At 58.4% G+C, this 19937-nt stretch carries 29 protein-coding genes and 1 pseudogene; 25 read left to right on the plus strand and 5 right to left on the minus strand.

Annotated elements, in window-relative coordinates; all coding sequences use genetic code 11:
* The first annotated feature begins 63 nt into the window (after positions 1–63).
* The 4 genes from SLW74_RS03960 (at position 64) to SLW74_RS03975 (ending at position 1594) form a co-directional block, all read left to right on the plus strand.
* Positions 64–222: a hypothetical protein gene (locus SLW74_RS03960; protein ID WP_162835411.1), complete on the plus strand. Its 159-nt coding sequence runs from the start codon at positions 64–66 to the stop codon at positions 220–222.
* Entirely contained in the window at positions 219–425 is a 207-nt protein-coding gene (locus tag SLW74_RS03965) for a hypothetical protein (protein ID WP_410928184.1), read from the plus strand. Before SLW74_RS03960 ends, SLW74_RS03965 begins: the two co-directional genes overlap by 4 nt.
* 19 nt (positions 426–444) lie before the next feature.
* On the plus strand, positions 445–1278 hold the full coding sequence (locus SLW74_RS03970) for a phage antirepressor N-terminal domain-containing protein (RefSeq protein WP_410928185.1): 834 nt from the start codon (positions 445–447) through the stop codon (positions 1276–1278).
* Between the two features lie 76 nt (positions 1279–1354).
* Positions 1355–1594, plus strand: coding sequence for a hypothetical protein (locus tag SLW74_RS03975; protein ID WP_410928186.1), 240 nt, complete (start codon positions 1355–1357; stop codon positions 1592–1594).
* Here the strand turns inward: SLW74_RS03975 and SLW74_RS03980 are convergent.
* Positions 1562–1954, minus strand: a complete 393-nt coding sequence (locus SLW74_RS03980) for a LexA family protein (RefSeq protein WP_410928187.1) — start codon at positions 1952–1954, stop codon at positions 1562–1564. The two genes, SLW74_RS03975 and SLW74_RS03980, sit on opposite strands and share 33 nt — an antisense overlap.
* Positions 1947–2228, minus strand: coding sequence for a hypothetical protein (locus tag SLW74_RS03985; protein WP_410928188.1), 282 nt, complete (start codon positions 2226–2228; stop codon positions 1947–1949). Before SLW74_RS03985 ends, SLW74_RS03980 begins: the two co-directional genes overlap by 8 nt.
* 350 nt (positions 2229–2578) lie before the next feature.
* On the opposite strand from SLW74_RS03985, the gene SLW74_RS03990 reads away from it, so the two are divergent.
* The 3 genes from SLW74_RS03990 (at position 2579) to SLW74_RS04000 (ending at position 4576) form a co-directional block, all read left to right on the plus strand.
* Positions 2579–3361, plus strand: a complete 783-nt coding sequence (locus SLW74_RS03990; RefSeq protein WP_410928189.1) for a TIGR04255 family protein — start codon at positions 2579–2581, stop codon at positions 3359–3361.
* 7 nt (positions 3362–3368) lie between these two features.
* A complete protein-coding gene (locus tag SLW74_RS03995; RefSeq protein WP_410928190.1) occupies positions 3369–3896 on the plus strand; it encodes a hypothetical protein in 528 nt (175 codons plus the stop codon).
* A gap of 326 nt (positions 3897–4222) precedes the next feature.
* Entirely contained in the window at positions 4223–4576 is a 354-nt protein-coding gene (locus SLW74_RS04000; RefSeq protein ID WP_410928191.1) for a hypothetical protein, read from the plus strand.
* Between the two features lie 130 nt (positions 4577–4706).
* Here the strand turns inward: SLW74_RS04000 and SLW74_RS04005 are convergent, their stop codons facing one another.
* The 3 genes from SLW74_RS04005 to SLW74_RS04015 are packed head-to-tail and all read right to left on the minus strand — an operon-like array spanning position 4707 to position 8311.
* On the minus strand, positions 4707–5468 hold the full coding sequence (locus SLW74_RS04005) for a DNA adenine methylase (RefSeq protein WP_410928192.1): 762 nt from the start codon (positions 5466–5468) through the stop codon (positions 4707–4709).
* A 12-nt stretch (positions 5469–5480) separates the two neighbouring features.
* Positions 5481–6551, minus strand: a complete 1071-nt coding sequence (locus SLW74_RS04010; RefSeq protein ID WP_410928193.1) for a phage portal protein — start codon at positions 6549–6551, stop codon at positions 5481–5483.
* Positions 6551–8311, minus strand: coding sequence for a terminase ATPase subunit family protein (locus tag SLW74_RS04015; protein WP_410928194.1), 1761 nt, complete (start codon positions 8309–8311; stop codon positions 6551–6553). Before SLW74_RS04015 ends, SLW74_RS04010 begins: the two co-directional genes overlap by 1 nt.
* Positions 8312–8467: 156 nt before the next feature.
* Between SLW74_RS04015 and SLW74_RS04020 the strand changes: the two genes are divergently transcribed.
* From SLW74_RS04020 to SLW74_RS04105, 18 genes and pseudogenes are all read left to right on the plus strand, one after another.
* Complete coding sequence (locus tag SLW74_RS04020) at positions 8468–9334, plus strand: GPO family capsid scaffolding protein (RefSeq protein WP_346630024.1); 867 nt, start codon at positions 8468–8470, stop codon at positions 9332–9334.
* A gap of 37 nt (positions 9335–9371) precedes the next feature.
* Complete coding sequence (locus tag SLW74_RS04025; protein ID WP_410928195.1) at positions 9372–10376, plus strand: phage major capsid protein, P2 family; 1005 nt, start codon at positions 9372–9374, stop codon at positions 10374–10376.
* Positions 10377–10378: 2 nt separating this feature from the next.
* Positions 10379–11083: a terminase endonuclease subunit gene (locus SLW74_RS04030; protein ID WP_410928196.1), complete on the plus strand. Its 705-nt coding sequence runs from the start codon at positions 10379–10381 to the stop codon at positions 11081–11083.
* A 99-nt stretch (positions 11084–11182) separates the two neighbouring features.
* Positions 11183–11650, plus strand: a complete 468-nt coding sequence (locus SLW74_RS04035; protein ID WP_192130774.1) for a head completion/stabilization protein — start codon at positions 11183–11185, stop codon at positions 11648–11650.
* Positions 11650–11862: a tail protein X gene (locus tag SLW74_RS04040; protein WP_346628038.1), complete on the plus strand. Its 213-nt coding sequence runs from the start codon at positions 11650–11652 to the stop codon at positions 11860–11862. Before SLW74_RS04035 ends, SLW74_RS04040 begins: the two co-directional genes overlap by 1 nt.
* Before the next feature lie 62 nt (positions 11863–11924).
* On the plus strand, positions 11925–12239 hold the full coding sequence (locus tag SLW74_RS04045; protein ID WP_110950439.1) for a phage holin, lambda family: 315 nt from the start codon (positions 11925–11927) through the stop codon (positions 12237–12239).
* A complete protein-coding gene (locus SLW74_RS04050; RefSeq protein ID WP_410928197.1) occupies positions 12236–13075 on the plus strand; it encodes an N-acetylmuramidase domain-containing protein in 840 nt (279 codons plus the stop codon). Before SLW74_RS04045 ends, SLW74_RS04050 begins: the two co-directional genes overlap by 4 nt.
* A complete protein-coding gene (locus SLW74_RS04055; RefSeq protein WP_410928198.1) occupies positions 13072–13278 on the plus strand; it encodes a hypothetical protein in 207 nt (68 codons plus the stop codon). Before SLW74_RS04050 ends, SLW74_RS04055 begins: the two co-directional genes overlap by 4 nt.
* A complete protein-coding gene (gene lysB, locus SLW74_RS04060) occupies positions 13275–13718 on the plus strand; it encodes an Rz-like lysis system protein LysB (protein ID WP_410928199.1) in 444 nt (147 codons plus the stop codon). Before SLW74_RS04055 ends, lysB begins: the two co-directional genes overlap by 4 nt.
* Positions 13633–13827: pseudogene (gene lysC, locus SLW74_RS04065) on the plus strand (Rz1-like lysis system protein LysC); the annotation flags it as partial. The gene lysB and the pseudogene lysC, both read left to right, overlap by 86 nt.
* Entirely contained in the window at positions 13824–14306 is a 483-nt protein-coding gene (locus tag SLW74_RS04070; RefSeq protein WP_410928200.1) for a phage tail protein, read from the plus strand. The pseudogene lysC and the gene SLW74_RS04070, both read left to right, overlap by 4 nt.
* On the plus strand, positions 14303–14755 hold the full coding sequence (locus SLW74_RS04075) for a phage virion morphogenesis protein (RefSeq protein ID WP_410928201.1): 453 nt from the start codon (positions 14303–14305) through the stop codon (positions 14753–14755). The genes SLW74_RS04070 and SLW74_RS04075 overlap by 4 nt, the downstream gene beginning before the upstream one ends.
* Before the next feature lie 38 nt (positions 14756–14793).
* Entirely contained in the window at positions 14794–15375 is a 582-nt protein-coding gene (locus tag SLW74_RS04080) for a phage baseplate assembly protein V (protein WP_410928202.1), read from the plus strand.
* The gene (locus SLW74_RS04085; protein WP_410928203.1) at positions 15372–15725 is read left to right on the plus strand and encodes a GPW/gp25 family protein; all 354 of its coding nucleotides are present in this window, start codon (positions 15372–15374) and stop codon (positions 15723–15725) included. The genes SLW74_RS04080 and SLW74_RS04085 overlap by 4 nt, the downstream gene beginning before the upstream one ends.
* On the plus strand, positions 15722–16636 hold the full coding sequence (locus tag SLW74_RS04090; protein ID WP_410928204.1) for a baseplate J/gp47 family protein: 915 nt from the start codon (positions 15722–15724) through the stop codon (positions 16634–16636). Before SLW74_RS04085 ends, SLW74_RS04090 begins: the two co-directional genes overlap by 4 nt.
* Entirely contained in the window at positions 16633–17244 is a 612-nt protein-coding gene (locus SLW74_RS04095) for a phage tail protein I (protein WP_410928205.1), read from the plus strand. Before SLW74_RS04090 ends, SLW74_RS04095 begins: the two co-directional genes overlap by 4 nt.
* A complete protein-coding gene (locus SLW74_RS04100; RefSeq protein WP_410928206.1) occupies positions 17241–19283 on the plus strand; it encodes a phage tail protein in 2043 nt (680 codons plus the stop codon). Before SLW74_RS04095 ends, SLW74_RS04100 begins: the two co-directional genes overlap by 4 nt.
* 10 nt (positions 19284–19293) lie before the next feature.
* Positions 19294–19839 (plus strand): phage tail assembly chaperone, encoded by a 546-nt coding sequence (locus SLW74_RS04105; RefSeq protein WP_410928207.1) that lies wholly within the window; start codon positions 19294–19296, stop codon positions 19837–19839.
* Positions 19840–19937 lie beyond the last annotated feature (98 nt).

Genomic DNA, 19937 nt, shown 5'->3' on the forward strand with positions numbered 1-19937 from the left:
TGCCACCCTTACTCGTTTGGCGACGAGCCGTGGCAGCTCCCCATCTGCATAGGAGCTACACCCATGACCGCCCTTATTCCGTCCAAAATCCGCGCACTTGCCCACCGCCGCATGGCTCTCGCCGCGCTGCACGCTGACTCCTCGCTGTCCACGCGCCTCAAGCGCTACAACCATCACATGCTCCAGGTGCGCGTTCTCGAAACGCACGGTGGTGCCCAATGAGAAAGCCATACGGTCTCACTGAGGACGATCTGTTCGATCTGCAACGGGCCCGAGACTCGCTTGCCCTGGTGCATGCGCTTGCCCAGCAGGCCGATCACCCCGGGTTGTATCAGCCGCAAATGCTGGCGGGCTTTCTCGACGGTATTTGCACTGATCTGAACCGCGTCATTCGCTCCGCTACCGGCAATCAACGCCGCATCTAAAGACTGAAGGGACACAACGATGAATACCCAATTGATGCCCGTTGCATTCCACGGCGATACCGTGGTGCTGGTAGGTAAAGACGGCGAACCTTACGTGGCGATGAAGCCGGTGGTAGCCAACATGGGGCTGGACTGGAAAAGCCAACACGCCAAGCTGGGCGAGAAGTTCGGTTCAGTTATGGCGGAAATCACCACAACTGGCGTTGACGGAAAACAGTACGGAATGACCTGTCTGCCACTGCGCAAGCTCGCGGCCTGGCTCTACTCCATCAGCCCCAACAAGGTGGCGCCCGAGCTGCGCGACAAAATCGTGCAGTACCAGGAAGAGTGCGACGAGGTGCTTTGGAACTACTGGAGCAAAGGCGTCGCCACTCGTCCCGGTGCGGTCACGATTGCTCAGCAGATCAGCATGTCCAAGCATCGCTTCGCCCTGATGAAAGAGCTGATGCGCAGCCGTAACAAGGTCATGCGTGAAGCGCTTGAAGACGAGATAACGCGTTTGTCTGGATCGATGGGGCTGGAGGTGCCAGATCTGGCTGGGCTTGGCAGCGTCGAGCCTCCCCAAGCTGATGTCGTTGCCGACTTTTGGGCTGCGCTTCTGCAGCTCGACGCGAAAGGCGTGGCTTACAACCACTCGAAAAAGCCCGGTCTGATCGCTCTCAACATGCCGCACCTAGCTGAACTATTCGCCAAGCACGGCATACCGATAGTGCTTGGCCCCAGTGTTACAACAGCGTTGAAAAGCAGCATAAACCCGCGATTCATCGACCTGAAGGCGGTGGACAGTGTGATCAGGAAAGTCACGGTTAAGTGCTGGCTTTTCGCTCAGCCGGACCTTATCCAACCGGAGTAAATAAAAAGCCCTTACCGCCTTGGTAAGCGGGCGGTAAGGGCTTTAGGGTTCCGGCTCCATCACATAGGGATCAGACATGAGCAGCAATTCCACACAGAGCGGCGACGCTACGATGACCATCGCAACCGAGGCTGGTGTCTCCGGGGAGATTGCGTTTACAGAGGCTGAAGCTATTGCGCTGGCCCAATTCGTCAACCGCCAGGGCTGGGCGGAGTTTTCGGCAAGCGCTGTCGACGAAGCCGGGGCGTTTCTGGTTAAACAGTCCGTCGACAAACTCCAGGACCTAATGACCCGCGCGGGCTTTCTGCCGCGCTGATCTGACCGTCGACCATTTCAGTTTCGGGCATGGTCCCGCAGACTGTGAGTGACCCCCCCCCCAGACCTCGAACTCGTCGTTTTCCATGATGTAGCGGTTTGGATAACGCGGATTGGCTGACCTGAGAATCGGCTTTCCACTGACTTCAAAGGAAAGCAATTTCACCAGCGGCTCCCGATTCACCACGGCGATCACCACATGCCCCGCTCGCGGATCGATGCCCTTGTCCACGATCAGAATGTCCCCGCTGAAGATCCCCACGCCTTGCATGCTGTCGCCTTCAACCTTAACGAGATAGGTGCCGGCGGCTCGAATATTCAGCTGCTCATCCAGAGAAATTTTGACGTGATCGTCAATCATGTGAATCTTCCTTAGTAGTGGCCGCCACGTCGGGAAGCCGATGACGCTCCTCAGTCATCAGCTGCAGCATCAAATGCAGGGCGGTCAGATCCCCACCGACCTCCTCGCGCCATGCTCTGTGCGTGATCTTATAAAGATGGTCGACCTTCGCGATCACCCGGCGGTAGCGCTCAACCTCAAGCAACAGGCGGCGGCGGCATTCGGGATGCTGCACCCATATGCCGCGCAGTTCGGCTTGGGTCACAGGCTTGAAAGGAGGGAGTTCGGGGGGCATAAGCATCGGCCAATACTGGATGTACAAACAGCATTCTGCACACCTTACGGATGCTCGGCTATAACCGCTGGGCGAGCAAAATCGTTCAGGAACGCTTAATCGCTAAGCGGGCAGACTAATCGCGCAGAATTACTCTCGGCTGCCCGTAGCGTCCCGCACAGCTAAATTCTTGATAGAAGCCGAAGTTGCAACCTACACTCGTGAGGGAGCCGACTGTACTGATACCCGAAGGGTGAATGAACAGGCTACATTGGCCGGGCTTGGCTTAAGAAGCGCTGCCTAGCGGCGGCTGACACTGGATGGATTCCATGACATCATGGCCGCCTTTTGCACCTAGCGATGAGAATCTCATGAGCGCCACTTGGAAAGCTGACGAATTAATCCACACACGGTCAGATAATGTTAATCGCTTCAGCCGCAACTTTTTGAAGCAGGCTGTGTGCGAATTGCGCTTTCCTACATTAATGGAGCTAGGGGAGCAGCGTCCGCCAGCATCTTTCGTTAAAGCTCTGCGAAAGGACTATCCTCTGCTTGATATGAATAACGAGTTTAAACTCGGTATTGGCTCTGCACATGCCGGCTCCAGTAATATTCACATCTTGAAATCACTCAAGGGTAACTGGAGCATATCGCTAAAAGAAAGTGCTCTTACAATTGAAACAACTAATTATACAGGCTTTGACAATCTCAGAGCGCGGATACTTCAAGCAGTTGAAGCAACTAAAGATTTCATCGATTCCGCCTTCTTCACCAGAGTCGGACTTCGCTACATAAATCTTTTACATAGTGATCACGACGATGTAACCGACTGGATCAACCCTGCACTGATCGCACCTATTGCTTCAGAAAAGTTCACCGGTATAAATGATTTCGGTGGTCGATTCCAGTTGCTCGCGCCTGATGGCGGCTGCTTATTTCAACACGGCGTCCAGTTAAATCAAGTCAAGCCCGATGATTCACCAGTAGTGGAGTACATGATAGATATTGATACCTTCCGTGCTGCTGTACCATTGTCTGATACAGCAGCGGCTATAGATATTATGCACCATCAAGCTTTTGATTTATTTGATTGGGCTATCACCGAAAGGGCACGAGAGTTTCTAACCTCAGAAGTTAAGCACCGGAAAGGATAATGTAATCATGGACTTTTACGTTGATGTGACTCCAGCGCCGTCTCCTTCAGTGTTCTATTCGTCTCAGGCTGGGGATGACCGACGTCCTGGCCTAGATAACTCCCACATTGGAGCGACACAATTTGTAACCACGAATTTTTCTGGTCTCGATTTTGTCGCGCCAGGGATTGATACAACAGAAAAACCTGTAAAAAACCCCAAGGAAGGCTTGGATACGACGCCAATTATCCCAAGAGCTGCGAATGCGTCGACGAGTCGCGCCTCGGCGGGCGAAGATAGTCTGCGACTGATAAAAGAGATGGAAATCAAAAGAATAGCGCAGAACAGGATCCGGCTTCTCGCAATTAAGTATGCAGACAACGATGTTTCTGCCGAAATTATTGCAAGACTTGAAATTCTCAACTCAAGACTCATAGAACGCTCTCCCAGAGTAACGAGCGAGCAAGTTAATTTTCTAGAAGCATCTATTAGCTCCCTTAATTCAGTTGAGCTATCCAGACAGGATCGTGCGAAACGACTGGGACTATCAGTTTGAATTTTACAATTTTTCAGTACCCCAAATCAAGACATATAAGAACTCTTAAACCTAGGGTATTTAGAACTTACCGAACTTACAAGCGTTGGCTACAGCAAGAGTTTTCTAGAACTTGTGTGTACTGTCGCCAACCCGATAGCAGTGCTCCCAATTTAAATTTCGGGGTTGATCACTACCGACCCAAAGTTATACCAAAATTTGCGAATTTAGTCTGTGACTATACAAATTTATATTATTGCTGCGGACTCTGTAACTCTCGAAAGAATGACGATTGGCCAATTGACGAAGCGTTTGGTCCGTACGTGGTGAACCCATGCGACCACGTTATGAGCCAGCATTTAAGATTTGATGCATCGACTGGCACTATGGTCACCAGGACCCTGTTCGGCCAACATACCGAAGATCTCCTCCAGCTAAACGACAAGGCTTTAGTTGAGTATCGAAATACCACGCTTCATACGTTGAAGATTGCCAGTATCGCGCTTGATTCTTTGAAATTGCAGAAAAGCGAGCTCTCAGACTTCTTGCGGCAAGGAAAGATATCGCAACCTATTTTCGACCGCGAAATTTTAGACATAGAGAAAGAGTATGCAAAGACCGAGAAAGTTATTGAAAGTCTTACGGGAAAGACAGCGCTCCCTCCCCTTGTAAAGGTACGTCTCGGAGTGGCGCTTATCTAAAATGTACGACTCTCGGAACTGACTAGAATAGAAGACTAGCGCTCGCTCGGCACGTGCGCTCATATATAAAACTGAATGTAAAAAGGGGCGAGTACTGTCCACTCCCCCCTTACAATTCCTTGAGTGTGCGCTACCAATTGAAGTAAACCAGCTCGGTTACTTCGACCCCCCCACTCCCTCCCACTGTATGCCTAAATGGCACCTCTTTGAGCCTGAGCCCCCTGAACACCTCCCGGATGCGAGGATGGTCACCTACCGAAATGACCATCTTGCCGCGAATCGTTCGGGCCAGATCGGCCATGGCTTCAAACTGCTCAAAGCCGAAGCCTCCTACCTCGTAGCCCGCTGTGTCCCAATAGGGTGGGTCCAGGTAGAACAGCGTGTGAACGCGATCGTAGCGTCTGATGCACTCTTTCCAGTCCAAGTGTTCGACGGTCGTCCGGGCCAAGCGCAGATGGGCATCACTCAATTTCTCTTCGATGCGCAGCAGGTTCAGCCTCGGTGCCGAAGTGGTGGCCGTTCCGAACGTCCGGCCTTTCGCCTTGCCCCCAAAACACAGGTTCTGCAGATAGAAGAATCGCGCCGCTCGCTGAATATCGGTGAGAGTCCGCGGTGCCTGCTCTTTGGCCCATTCGAACATGGTGCGGCTGACCAGGGCCCATTTGAACTGGCGCACGAACTCCTCGAGGTGATTCGCAACGACGCGATATAGATTCACCACATCGCCGTCAAAGTCGTTGATCACCTCTACCCGGCTGGGCTCTTTCATGAAGAACAGAGCCGCGCCGCCGCAAAAGGGCTCGACGTAGCAGTCGTGATCGGGAAACTCGGGGAGGATGTGTTTTGCCATGCGGCGCTTGCCGCCCATCCACGGGAAAATTGGAGCAGACATTCGTGGTCCTTATTACGGATTGAGAAGAGTGTTGTCAGCGACTGGTTCGAAAGGCCGGAAGCGCACCACCTCCTCGCCCAGCCAATCGTTGATCTGCTGCAGGCGGGCCTGAACGGGTTCGAGCTCGTTCATCGCCCAGATCTGGGCGGCTTCCTTGATGGAGCCAAACCCGCCAGCGTTCTGCGGGACGATGCCCATGAGCTGCGGCGGGATACGCAGCGCGGCCAGCATGTCATCGCGGCTGATGTTCTTGATCGAGGCGAACTCGTCCTTTGCCGCAACCTCGCTGACGGGGATCAGCTGAATTCCGTCCTTCTTGCCACCAGGCGCGTACATGAACAGGTTGCGGAAGTTGCCCGGGCCTTTTGCGGCCTTCAGCGCGCTGCGCAGCGCCGCAACGTCGGTCTCGTTCTGGGCCGTATCGGTCATGTACATGATGAAGCCGGCGTGACTGCCGTTGTTGTAGTACTTGCGCCGAAACAGCGTGGCGGACTCGTTCAGCAGCGCGCTTTGCAGCGCCGGGAGCCACTCCGGAAGGCCGTAGATTTCCTGATTGATATCAGCCTCACGCTGATGAAAAACGGTCCCCTTCTTGAACTCGTGTTCATCGCTCCACCCACGAACCTGGTAATAGGTGTCCAGGTCAACGCCGCGCCGCATGTACTTGCCCAAGGCAGGCTGCAAGCCGAGCGTGCTTCGCATCATGCTGTCGCGCTTTTCGAGATAGCCGTTGCCACACCAGAGGAAGTCCAGGGCGAACTGTTCGAACGTTTGCCGTGTGAGCAGCTTGTGAGGGATGAAAGTGCGAGCCAGCATATTCCGTTTGAAGTTCAGCCCCGACTGCAGGAACACGCTGGCCCTGGACGACTTCGCAAGACCATCAAGGGACATGGGCGGCTCGTACCACCGCCCGTTGAGCCAGCACTCCAGGTAATCCAGTATTCCCCGCTCATCAAGCACGGGCGTGGGATCGCCGAAAGTGAACGCCTCCATCTTGCCGCCGGCCGCAGGCAGCAGATCCCCCTCGATCGGGGGCCGGGTCGCGGCGCTGGTTTGCGTGTTTCTGCTGCGGCGGTTGCTCATCAGTAAATCTCCATGAAGCCAGTATTCGTTGAGGTCTGGCCCTCAAGCGGTTCGTTCTGCAGTGCGTGGAAGAGCGCCCAGGCGAGATCCGCATGTCCGGTCTCGTCGGTGCGGCCTGCGGTATAGGTGAATTGCCGGCCGCTGGCCGTGATGGTCTTGCGGATCGCCATCAACGACTGCGCCATGTCGGTCCAGCCGGCGTCGAATTCGAGGCGCCGCTTGTGAATCACGTCATATGCCTTGAGCACCAGCCGCGTCTTCACCTCGGGCGAATAGCTGAACGTGGTGACGTTCGGAAAGAATTGGCGCACCAGTTGGGCCACACCAGAGCCCATGCCGGTAATGTCGACGCCGATGTAGGTGACCCAGTACCGCAGCGTGACCTGGCGGATCGCTTCGGCCTGCGCCGCGAAATCCATCCCCCGGAACTGATGGCGCTCGAGCACGCGGAATTTACCGCCGGGCACGAGCGGCGGAGCGACGACGACGAGCCCAGAGCTGTCGCCTGTTTCCGCCGGGTCATAACCCACCCACACCTGCCGATCGGCAAACGGCCGCGCCGCGAACGGCTTGTAGTCCTCGGACCACTCGACCCAACTGTCGACCATGCACGGCTGCAGCACGTTGAGGGGGAAGATGCTGGCTCCGTCGTCGACGAACTGACACATCAGCAGATTCGCGAACGCATCCGCGTTGTATTCGAGCCGCAGCTCTTCCAGGTCGAAGAGATCGCAGCCACGCTGTTCAGCGTCCAGGATGGTGACGATCTGACGCCAGATGCGGTCCTCACACAGCCTGCCCTGCTGCAGCGCGTCGTGGGACACGTCCAGACTGAGCCGCTGCGCCGCCGGTTTGCCTTTGTTGAACCGTTCGCCGGTCCAGAACGTGTACGCCTCATGCGCCATGCTCGATGGCGTTGAAAAGTAGGTGCGGCGGTACTGCTTCTGCATCGCCATGCCGCTGGCGACCTTGTTCAGTTCGTTGAACTTGAACGTCCAGAAGAATTCGTCGAAGTAGAAATTACCGTGATAACCCTGAGCGGTTCGGGCGTTCGTGCCGAGGAAATGAAGCTCCGCGCCGTTGGCAAGAATGATCGGATCGCCAGTCAGCTCGACGCCACACACTTCACGCGCAAACCCTTGAATGTAAGCCTTGAAGATGTGCGCCTGGTTCTTCGAAGCCGACAGGAATATCTGGTTGCGGCCAGTGACCAGGGCGTCAATGAACGCCTCCCGGGCAAAGTAGTAAGTCGCGCCGATCTGCCGGCTTTTAAGGATTGCCCTGGTGCGCTGATTGCTCGCCCGGTACCAGTCCAATTGATAGCCAAAACACCCATCCTTGAACGCCTCGGTCAGCTGCTCGATCTGCTCCTCGCTGAACTCGTTGCGCGCCGCCTTCTTCTTCGGCCCCTCGTTACGCTTCGCCAGATTCGGATTGAGATCAGTGTCGGTGCCGCCCGCCTTGTACCGCTCGATGCGAGCCTGCCGTTCCAGCTGACGATGGAGCAGGTCAATTTCCTTGAAGTCCCCGCCGGTCTTTCCGTCTTTCAGGATCAGTTGCACCAGGCGCGCTTCGAGAGCCCCGCCGATCCGCTCGACGTTGTCGGCCCGGTCCCACTCGTCGCGGGTCTTCCAGGCGTGAACGGTCTTTTCTTTCTCCTCCAACATTTCGGCGATCGCGCAGATCCGCAGGCCGGTCCAGTAAAGGAATTTGGCCTGACGGCGGTTATCGCGGATGGGAGTGGCTTCGGTTGTCGTCATGGCGGCGATGCTGACGCCACGCGCGCGTGAAGGCGTAGTGACGGGCCGTGTAGCGCCCGGGGTTACAACTGGCGCCGATTGCTCATAAAAGCGCCAATGTCGACGATGCACCTCAACGCAATTGCACCCAGCAGCATCGCTTTGAGGACCCGCTCAATGAGTAAGAAATTTCGATCCAAATGGTTCCGCGTCGCCGTTGAAGGCGCAACCACCGACGGCCGCCAGATTGAGCGCCAGTGGCTGGTCGACGCAGCCGAAACCTACAACCCGAACACCTACGCAGCACGCGTCTGGATGGAGCACTACCGCAGTGTATTGCCCGACAGCCCGTTCCGTGCTTACGGCGACGTGCTGGCCGCGAAGACTGAAGAGGTCGACGTCAACGGCGCGAAAAAGCTGGCCCTGTTCGTCCAGATCGAACCCACGCCGGACCTGATCGCCATGAACAAGGCGCGTCAGAAGCTGTACACCAGCATCGAGATCGCACCCAAGTTCGCCGATACCGGTCGCGCGTACCTGGACGGGTTAGCCGTCACCGATTCGCCTGCGAGCCTGGGCACTGAAATGCTGACTTTCAGCGCGCAGAACCCGGACGCATCGCCGCTCAAGGCACGCAAGAGCAAGCCGGACAACCTGTTTTCCGAGCTGCTGGAAGCGAAGCTCGAATTCGACGAGATCGAGGAGACCCCCGGCAGATTCGAAGAGCTGTTCTCACGCATCGCCGAACTGCTCGGCGCGACCAAAGAAAAAGACAAGCCGGTCGAGATCGAGAAGCCCGAAACCGACGACGGGAAGTTTTCGAAGCTGAACGACGCCGTGGGTGCGCTTGCCGGCCACGCTGCCGAGCAGTCCCGATTGTTTACCTCGATCGAGGAAGCCCACAGCTCCCTGCAGGGCAGTTTCGACAAGCTCAGCACCGACTTCAACGACCTGATCAAGCGCCTGGGCGAGACCCAGGACCACAGCCAGACGAGCCGTCCACCCGTAGTCGGCGGCGACGGCGCTGTGCTGACTGCCTACTGATCGAACCGCTCACCCAAAGGTTTACCTGGAGAACACCATGCGTAACGAAACACGACTTGCCTTCAACGGCTTCAGCAAGCAGGTGGCACTGCTCAACGCCGTCGCCTCGGCGGCTGAGAAATTCACCGTCACTCCGACGGTGCAACAAACCCTCGAAACCGCCATCCAGGAATCGAGCGATTTCCTGAAACAGATCAACGTCATCGGCGTCGATGAGCAGGAAGGTGAAGCGATCCTGCTGGGCGTGGGCTCGACGATTGCTGGCCGTACCGATACGTCGGTCAAGGCTCGCGATCCGCGCAGCGTTGGCGCGCTGAAGAGCGATACCTACAGCTGCAAGAAAACCGACTTCGACACCTACGTGAAGTATCAACTGCTCGATGCCTGGGCAAAGTTCAAGGATTTCCAGGCACGCTTGTCGGGCGCGATCGTCGGGCAGCAAGCACTCGACCGCATCATGATCGGCTTCAACGGGAAAACCGTTGCCGCTGACACCGACCGCGCCGCCCATCCATTGCTGGAAGATGTAAACATCGGCTGGCTTGAGAAGTACCGCACCAAGGCACCAGAGCGCGTTCTGAGCAGCGGCAAAGTTGCCGGCAAGATCACGATTGGCCCGACCGGCGACTACAAAACCCTCGACGGTTTGGTGTACGACGCGATCCAGTTGCTGGACCCGTGGCACCGCAAGCGTCCAGATCTGGTCGTTTTGGTCGACCGCAACCTGCTGCACTCCAAGTTCCTGGCGAACATCGAAGGCGCAGCAGACAACGAAAACGAGCTGGCTGCAGCCCGCATCCTTGCGAACGGCACGCTGGGCGGTCTGCCCTACGTCGATGCCCCGTTCTTCATTGACGGCGGTGTGTTCGTGACCACCCTCAAGAACCTGTCGATCTACTTCCAGATCGGCGCTCGTCGCCGTATGACCCGCGAAGAACCGGAGCGCGATCGCATCGCGGACTACCAGTCGTCGAACGAGGCTTATGTCGTCGAAGACTTCGGCCTGGGCGCTCTCGTCGAACACATCGAAGAGGCCAAGTAATCATGGGCCTTTCTCTCGCTCAACGTCACCGGCTGCAGGCGCTTGCGTCACAGGAAGCCGCTGCTGCTACGCCGTTGGTATCGATGGCGGGCGGGACGGCCTACGAAATGCAGCTGGCCCAGCTTCTCCAGGATCGTCTGCGCCTCAAGCAGATTCAGTCGAATGAAGGGAAAGCCGCGCTGAAGTTGCAGCTTCTGCCGGCCTATATCCCCTACGTCGACGGTGTGTTGTCCGCTGGCAACGGCGCCCAGGACGAAGTGCTGACGACGATCATGATCTGGCGCGTGGACGCCTCGGATTATGCCGGCGCGCTCCAAATTGCAGCGTATGTGTTGCAGCACAACCTGCTCATGCCTGATCGCTTCGAACGAACCACCGGCTGCCTGATTGCTGAAGAAATCGCGGAAGCGGCCTTGAAGGCACAGAAGACCAACGGAACGTTTGACCTCGCCATCTTGCACCGCGCGATGGAGTTGACCGCAGACCACGACATGCCCGACGAGGCCAGGGCGAAGCTGTACCTCGCTACCGGCCGCGCCACTGTGGCAGGTCTGGACGCGGATAACCCCGGCCAACCCGGGCAGGTAATGGCAGGGATCGAGCTGCTCAAACGGGCCATCGAACTGAACAGCAGCTGCGGTGGCAAAAAAGACCTGGAAGGCGCCGAGCGCCTTCAGAAAAAGATTGCTCCCCCACCAGGGAGCTGACCGAGCGTACCCCGCAACCCCGGCGGCCCGAGGCTGATCAGCAGGTTCTCTCCTTTCCTTGCTGCGACGCCTCGGCCACCGCCGACTTAGGGCAGAAACATGAGCGGATTCATTGCCACTGGCACAAACACTACTGCCCCGTACCCCATCACGAACGACGGATTCTGGCCGGACATCGATGGCGCCCATGTGCGCGCATCTTTAAGGATCGATGGCAGCGTTACCGACGCGCGTCTTGAGGTAGCGATTGTCAACGCGCTGATTCAAGTCAACGGCGAGTTGAGCGCAGTCAAGAAAGGCTACAAAGCCGAAGGACACGACACGCTGGAAGCGGTACCAGCGGACGAGATCAAGGGCATCAGCCTGCTCGTGCACCTCTATCGCCGATCCATCTATTGCAGTGCCGGCGCCGAACTCACCGAGCGGTACCGCAGCTATGACACCTCGACCGAAGGCAACAAAAACGCTGACGAACTGACGCCGTCAGTTGACGAATACCGCCGCGATGCCCGGTTCGCGATTCGCGATCTGCTGGGTGTTCCGCACTCGACAGTGGAGCTCATCTGATGGCGACGACCGTGTATGCCCAACAGCACGACACCGTCGACGCGCTCTGCTGGCGGGTGTACGGCCGCACTGCTGGCGTCACCGAGGCGGTACTGAACGCGAACCCCGGCCTTGCCGATCTGGGCCCCGTCCTGCCGCACGGCACGGCGGTGATCCTCCCAGACGCGGCACCCCAGGCTCAGGTCCTGCAAATGGTGAATCTATGGGACTGATTCATCACAGGACATTCACGGATGACCTCCCCATTTCACCCTCAGATAGCGGATCAAAGCGCATGCCTGACAAACCGGATTCATGGGCCTGGTTCGCTGCCTGGCTCCAACAAAACTGGCCTGCGTTTTACGCAGGTGGACTGGCCGCCGTGATCGCGGCCCTACGCATCATGTACGGAGGAGGCACATGGCGACGGGTTCTGCTGGAGGCTCCTTTGTGCGGGCTGCTGGCCCTATCAGCGAGCCACGGCCTGTCGCTGCTGGGCATCCCCACGACGACAGGCCCGTTCTTCGGCGGTGTGATTGGCCTGCTGGGCGTTGAAACCACGCGCGCCATTGCCAAATCCTTCCTGAATCGCAAGGTGGAACAAGTATGAGCGTCTTACGTCATGGGGATCGCGGCCAAGAAGTCCGCGTGCTGCAGCAACGCCTGAACCTTCAAGGGGCCGGGCTTAATCCTGACGGCATTTACGGCGATGGCACGGAGACTGCGGTTCGCGATTACCAGCGCAAGGTTGGCTTGGTAATCGACGGTATTGCAGGCCAGAAGACCGTCATGGCTCTGTCCGGCAATGATTGCTGCAACCTCCTACAGCACGCCTCCCTGGTAAGCGCGGCGGCGAGACTGGGCGTCGAGCTCGCCGTGGTGATGGCCGTGAACGAGGTCGAAAGCCAAGGCAGTGGCTTCCTGGATAACGGCAAGCCGAAAATCCTTTTCGAGCGCCATGTCATGTACCGCCGGCTCGAAACCCCACGCTCGCCCGACGATGATGCGGCGGCGCTGAAAAAGCATGCTGATCAGCTGGCTGCCGCCCAGCCTAACCTCGTCAATCCCAAGGCCGGTGGGTATGCCGGCGGCTCCGCCGAGCATCAGCGCCTGGCGAACGCGCGACTGATCGATGACCTGTGCGCGTTGGAATCGGCCAGTTGGGGCGCGTTCCAGGTTATGGGGTACCACGCGGTGCGGCTCGGCTACGCCAGCGTGCAGGACTTTGTGTCGCGCATGTTCAAGAACGAAAACGAGCAGTTCGAAGCCTTCGTGCGTTTCATTGAATCTGACGCGGGGCTGCTCAAGTCGCTCAAGGGCAAGAAGTGGGCTGCGTTCGCCAAGGACTACAACGGCCCGGACTACGCGCGAAACCTGTACGACACCAAGCTCGAACGCGCTTATCAGCGTCACGCTGCGGGTTGTCCAGTGCCGGAGGCCGCATGATCGATCACAACCAGATCCGCAAGCTGAGCCCCGTCGACGGCGATATCTTCACGCTGCCGGCAGATACCCCCTATGAACTGGTTCAGCAGCTGGGGGAGGCAATCACGATCGCCAAGCCTGGCATTAAGGCCATCGTGATCTGCGCCGACCTTCGCCAAGCCGACGCGTCCGTAATGAACGCCGCTGGCTGGTACCGGAAATGAGCACGCTGCGCCAGGCGCTGTACGGGCTGGCGTTGCTCTGCGCTTTGGGGTTGTTGCTCTGGGCCCAGTCCGAGCGAATCGAGGTCGCGGACAAAAACGTCGAGCTGGCCCAAGGCGCCACAACCGCCGCGCTCGGCAGGGCCACCCGCAGCGAGGCTGTGGCCACCCAGATGACGGGCGCGCTGGATGCGGAGCGGAAGGCGCAAGCGGCGCTGCGCCTCCTGCAGAACGACCTTCGCAAAGCGCTCTCCGATCGGAAGCAGACAATTGAGGACTTGAAACGTGAAAACGAAGAGCTTCGGCTATGGGCTGATCAGCTTCTCCCTGACGCTGCTCGCCGGCTGCGCGACCGCCCCGCCATCACCGGAGCCGCTGCTTATCGAGACTGGTTGTCCGGCAGTCGTGCCGTGCGTCCTGCCGGCGACGCGACCGCTCAGTAACGGCGCGCTTCTGGATGACCAGGACGTGATCGAGGCGGCATGGGCGGATTGTGCCGCGCAAGTCGATATCGTCTATCAGCATCAGCTGGAACAGGCGCGGAAACCATGAACAAGCACGAATCACTGCGCGCGCACCTGCTCGCGGCCGTTCCAGATCTGGCGCAGAATCCGGACCGGCTGATGATCTTCATCGACAACGGGAAGATCCGGAGTACCGCTGGGTTCGGCCTGTCGTTCGAATACATCTACACGCTCAATCTGATTCTGACCGACTACGCAGGTCACCCGGACGCCGTCGCCATCCCGCTGCTGGCGTGGGTGCTGGTGAACCAGCGTGAGCTGATGGAAAACGTCGATCGCAGCAAGGACTCAATCGTTTTCGAGGCCGATGTCCTGGACAACAGCAAGGTCGACCTGTCGATCAAACTGCCGCTAACCGAGCGGGTAATCGTCAAACGCCAGGACGATGGAACCCTGCAGGTCAGTCATCCGCCCGAGCCCGTCGTTGCGGACGATCCGTTCGACCTCGCAAGCCTTGAGCTCTTCACATCAGACGGGGTGTTCATCACGCGCTGGAACCGCCCATGAGCCAGGACCTGCACGCCCTGGAACAATGGGCCAGCGTACTGCTGGCGAAATTAAGCGATTCCGAGCGCCGAAAACTGCTCGGCACGATGGCCCGTGATCTGCGACGCAGCCAGCAGAAACGAGTCACAGCCCAACGCAATCCGGACGGCAGCTCGTTTGTCCCTCGCAAGCCCAAGGATCTGCGCGGAAAGAAGGGGCGGGTCAAAACGAAGATGTTCACCAAGCTCAAAACCGCGCGATACCTGCGCACGGAAAATAATGCCGGCGGTTTCTCGATTGGCTTTGTCGGTCGCGTCGGGCGTATCGCGCGAATCCACCAGTACGGACTGCGCGACCGGCCGGCCAAAGGTCAAGCAGACGTGCAATACGACACCCGGGAATTGCTGGGTTTCTCCGGTGACGAGCTGGATACCATCCGGAATGCGCTGATCGATCACCTCGCTGGCTAACGCCGCCTTGTAGACCCCCCTCCTACACCGTCCCGGTGATGCGGCACGCACGCGCGAGCCGCACCATCCGCGTCATGGACTCCCTCACTGATGTAATTCGACGCCTAGAAAACCTGATCCGCGCCGGCACCATTGCCGCGATCGATCCGGCGATCCCCCGTTGCCAGGTTAAAACCGGGGGCCTGCTCACGGACTGGTTGCCGTTCTATACGCTGCGCGCCGGCGAGGACAGTGACTGGGATCCGCCAAGCATCAATGAGCAGTGCCTGGTGCTCTCGCTCTCCGGCAATCCCGCTCATGGCTTCGTTATCTCCGGCTTCAACAGCGACCTCTTCCCTGCGCCTGATCAGAGCCTCACCCGTCGCCGCCGCCGGTACCGCGACGGCGCGACCGTGGATTACGACACCAAAACCCACACCCTGACCGCAACGCTGCCAGACGGCGGCAAGGCGGTACTGGTTGCGCCCGGCGGCGTACACATCACGGGCGACGTGGTGATCGAGGGCCTCGTGACCATCAGCAAGGACGTCGTTGCGGGGCCGGTGGGAATCAGCCTGGTCAATCACCGAACGGCTGGCGTGAAGCGCGGCAACGAAGTTTCGGATGGGCCCATCCCATGATCGGCATGAACAGCAAAAACGGTAAAACGTTGACCGGCAGCGCGCATCTCGCTCAATCCATCAGCGACATCCTGAGCACGCCGCTGGGCACGCGAATCATGCGCCGGGACTACGGCAGCCAGCTGGCTGACCTCGTCGACTGGCCGTTGAACAACGCAACCAAGCTGCAGGCGTATGCCGCCGTCGCAATCGCGTTGATGCGCTGGGAACCTCGCATCCGGCTGAGCCGGGTGCAGTTGTCTCTCGGCGAACAGCCCGGGCAAGCAATTCTCGACATCGAGGGCTCGGTGGTCGACACCAACGAGCCATTGAGCCTCCGCGTACCCCTGAGCCTGGGAGCGTCAGCATGAATACCTTCACTCCCATCGATCTGACCCTGCTCCCCGATCCGGACGTGGTCGAGCGAATTGATTACGAGGAGATCCTGGCCGATCGCAAAGCCTATGCCGTCACCCTTTGGCCGGCTGATCAGCAGGCCGAAGTCGCAGCGACCCTGGCGCTGGAGTCAGAACCGCTTACAAAGCTGATCCAGGAGAATGCCTACCGCGAGACGCTGTGGCGGCAGCGGGTCAACGAGGCGGCGCTCGGCACCATGCTTGCCAAGGCCAAAGGCAAGGACCTGGAGCAGGTCGCTGGAAACGTCGACGTCGAGCGCCTTGTTGTGTCGCCTGCCAATCCAAGCACGATCCCTCCAACCCCAGCCGTAATGGAATCGGACGACAGCCTGCGCGAGCGAGCGCAGATGGCATGGGAAGGTCTATCCACTGCCGGTCCAAAAAACAGTTACATCCTGCATGCCCGCAGCGCTGACGGTCGTATCGCAGATGCCACCGCCGAGAGCCCGTCCCCTGCCGTTGCAGTGGTGACAGTGCAGGCGCTCCTGGGCGACGGATCTGTCGACCAGGCCGTGCTCGACATCGTTTATGCCTACCTGAACGATGAAGACCGGCGCCCGGTGGCTGATCGGCTGACGGTTCAGTCTGTAGAGGTACTGCCCTATGGCGTCGACGCGACGCTGTATCTCGCAACCAATGGTCCGGAAGGCGAGCCTATTCGCGCTGCAGCACAGCAAAAGCTCTCGGGGTTCGTTACCCAGCGTCGTCGCTTGGGGGTTGAGATTTCGGAATCAGCAGTCCATGCGGCGCTGCACGTTGAGGGCGTGCGCAAGGTAGTCCTCCATAACTGGAAAGACATCAAGCCAACCCCCTACCAGGCGGCCTACTGCACAAGCGTAAGCGTCGTAGTCGGTACCGAACTATGACGCCCCTTCTACCGCCCAACGCCCAAACGCTGGAGCAACTGGCCGCCTCGGCATTGCAGCAGATCGAGCGCGTCCCGATCCCTATCCGTGACCTGTCCAACCCCGATCGGTGCCCACTTGCACTACTGCCCTACCTCGCGTGGGCATTTTCGGTGGATCGCTGGGACGAGCGCTGGCCCGAAGCGATAAAGCGCAGGGTCATCAAGTCCTCGTACTTCGTGCACTCCCGCAAAGGAACGATCGGCGCGCTGCGCCGGGTCGTTGAACCTCTGGGCTATCTGCTCGATGTCCAGGAGTGGTGGCAGCTCAAGCCCGAGGGCGTCCCGGGCACATTCCAACTCAAAGTCGGCGTCCTGGACACGGGCATCACAGACGAGATGTACCAAGAGCTGAGCGCGCTGATCGACGACGCCAAGCCCCTTACCCGCCATTTGATCGGGCTGGCTATCAGCTTGGAGACAAACGGCCGCACTTATCTGAGCGCCTCGATCAGCGAGGGCGATGTAATTGACGTTTACCCACCGCAGCAACGAGACATCGAAGTCTCGGGTGTGATCGGCCGGGGTGGGCGAGAAACCACTGTAGACACCCTGGACGTGTATTCATGACAGACCAAAACTCGCAGTTCTTCGCAATCCTCACGAATATCGGTGTCGCAAAGCAGGCCAACGCAGACGCACTCGGCATTGCTTGGAAGATCACCCAGATGGGTGTTGGTGACGCCAATGGCACGGATCCTCAACCTGATGCCAAGCAGAAGACGCTGATTCGAGAGTGGCGCCGAGCGCCGCTCAATGAGCTCAAGCAGGACCCAAGCAACCCGGCCATCATCATCGCCGAGCAGGTCATCCCTGCAGAGATCGGCGGCAACTGGATCCGCGAGATCGGCCTATACGACGCGGACGGCGATCTGGTTGCTGTCGCAAACTGCGCGCCTTCGTACAAGCCGACGCTCGCCCAGGGATCAGGGCGGACTCAAGTGGTTCGCATGAACTTGATTGTCAGCAACTCGGCCAACGTCGAGTTGAAAATAGACCCATCGGTGGTGCTCGCGACTCGTGCTTTTGTTGAGCAGCGTCTAGCCGATGAGATTGCCAGACTGGATTCAAAGCAGTCGGTGCGTGTAGCCACAACGGGCCCGATCGCGCTTTCCGGGCTGCCAGTGCTGGAGGGTGCCCAATTGGTCGCTGGCGACCGGGTGCTGGTGAAAAATCAGGCTAACGGTCGTGAAAACGGCATCTGGATCGCGGCTGCAGGCGTCTGGTCTCGGGCGACCGATGCTGATGCCAGTGCCGAAGTCACGCCGAATCTGCTGGTCAGCGTCGAAGAAGGCGCAACCCTTGCGGACACCCTGTGGCAGTTGACGACCAATGCGCCGGTCGTCTTGGGCTCCACTGCGCTGGTGTTCGAACGGGTGGCGGGGCCGAACGGGGTAATCCCGGGCACTTACCGACAGGTCACCGTCGATATCCGGGGGCTGGTGGTTGCGGGGAGCAATCCCACGACCTTGGGCGGATACGGCATCGGCGATGCTTACACCAAAACGGAAATCGACGCCAAGAACGCGCTGCTACAGCCCAAGCTCGGCTTTACCGCCGTGCAGCAAGGGACCGGCGCGGGCCAGCAGGCCAACACCGTCAGAATCGGTTGGTCGGGAACGGTGCTCAAGGCTGCGATCGATAATACGGACCTTGGCAATCTCTGGTATGCCGGCAACTTCGACCCCAACAGCAAAGCCAATTGGGGGTCGACGCTGGCCGCCTACGGCATCACCAATGCCTACACCAAGGCGGAGACGGATGCGCAGGTTGCGACCCGCCTAGTAAGGGACTGGATTTCTGCAGCCGGCTTCCAGGCCAACGACCCGACCTTGCCATATATGCGTCGTGAAAGTGACTCTCAGATTTTCTTTTTGCAGCCGCGCCTCGGTTTTACGCCGGTACAGAACGGCGGGGGCATTGGTCAGAATAACAATCCGATCAAGATGGGTTATTCGCCCAGCGGCGTGAAAGTGACGGTGGACGCCACCGACATGGGGAACTTGTGGTACTCGGGAAACTTCGACCCTAACAGCAAAGCTAACTGGGGTACGACGCTGGCCGCATATGGCATCACCAATGCTTACACCAAAGCAGAGTCAGATGCTCGAGATACTCAACGGGCTTTGTCAGACGCAATTACGCATGTCGGCTTTGCAGCCGACAACGTTGCCCTCCCTTACCTGCGCCGAACATCTGACGGGCAGGTTTATTACCTGCAACCACGCCTGGGCTATACGCCTATTGAGCAAGGCGGCGGCGCCGGTATGGGGGCCAACAAAGTGCGTCTCGGCTACAACGCGGCCGGAAGTCTGCGGCTTCAAGTTGATGCGACGGACATGGGCGATCTGATCAGCGATCAGAACTTAGGCCCAAAGATCGGCGGGCTGGGCTTGAATGGCGTCGGCTCCTACGCCTTCGCAACGGTTATCACCTCTCAGGGGCAGGTCAACCAGGGCGGGTTAGTTGCGGGTACTAATCTGCGGTACAGCTCAACCAATTCCGGCGACGGCGCGGCCAATACTTCCGGCTCCATTGGAGTGGGCACTTGGCGAGTCCACGGGGCTTTTACCAATTTCGAAAGAACACTCTTCCAAAGAGTTAGCTAAGGGGAAATATATGTTTACTGTACTAAGTGCGCGTGAGCCACGCTGGGCTGACTTGGCCCATACTTCAATTACACTGCAAGTGCTGTTTGAGGAAAACAAAGATACTTATGGCGAAGTACCCTTTGCGGCATCCCCAGATGATACGGAGCCACACGGGGTCGAGCTGTACGAGCGGGCGGTCGCTGGGGAGTTCGGCGAGGTTCAAGAACCGACCATTGAAATGATCCAAGCTCAAGTGATGTGCCGACGGGTATCCATCTCAGCAGCCGCTACCGCGCGGATCAATGAGCTCGCCGCAACCGTGGACACTCTGCAAGACGCAATCTCCTTCAACCTGGCAACAGACACACAGATTGCTTCTCTACCGAGTATCGAGGTGGAACTGAGTGCATGGCGGCTGTACCGGGCGAAACTCGCTCAATTGGACACGCAGCCAGGCTACCCGAGCAAATTCGCCTGGCCTGAAGAACCTGTGGGGCCTTTTGTAGCTCCTGTTGAGGAAGGCGAATCGCTCCCAACAGTGGGGGTGTCAAAAGAAGAACTGCCAAGGACATGAGCGCTTCCTGAGTTCGCCATTCGCCCAACGCCCCGCTAAAGCGGGGCATTTTCTTTGTATTAACCCCTGCTACATGGCACCTAACTCGCCCCCCAGTC

The sequence above is a fragment of the Pseudomonas sp. W5-36 genome (assembly GCF_046540455.1).
GTDB lineage: Bacteria > Pseudomonadota > Gammaproteobacteria > Pseudomonadales > Pseudomonadaceae > Aquipseudomonas > Aquipseudomonas graminis_B.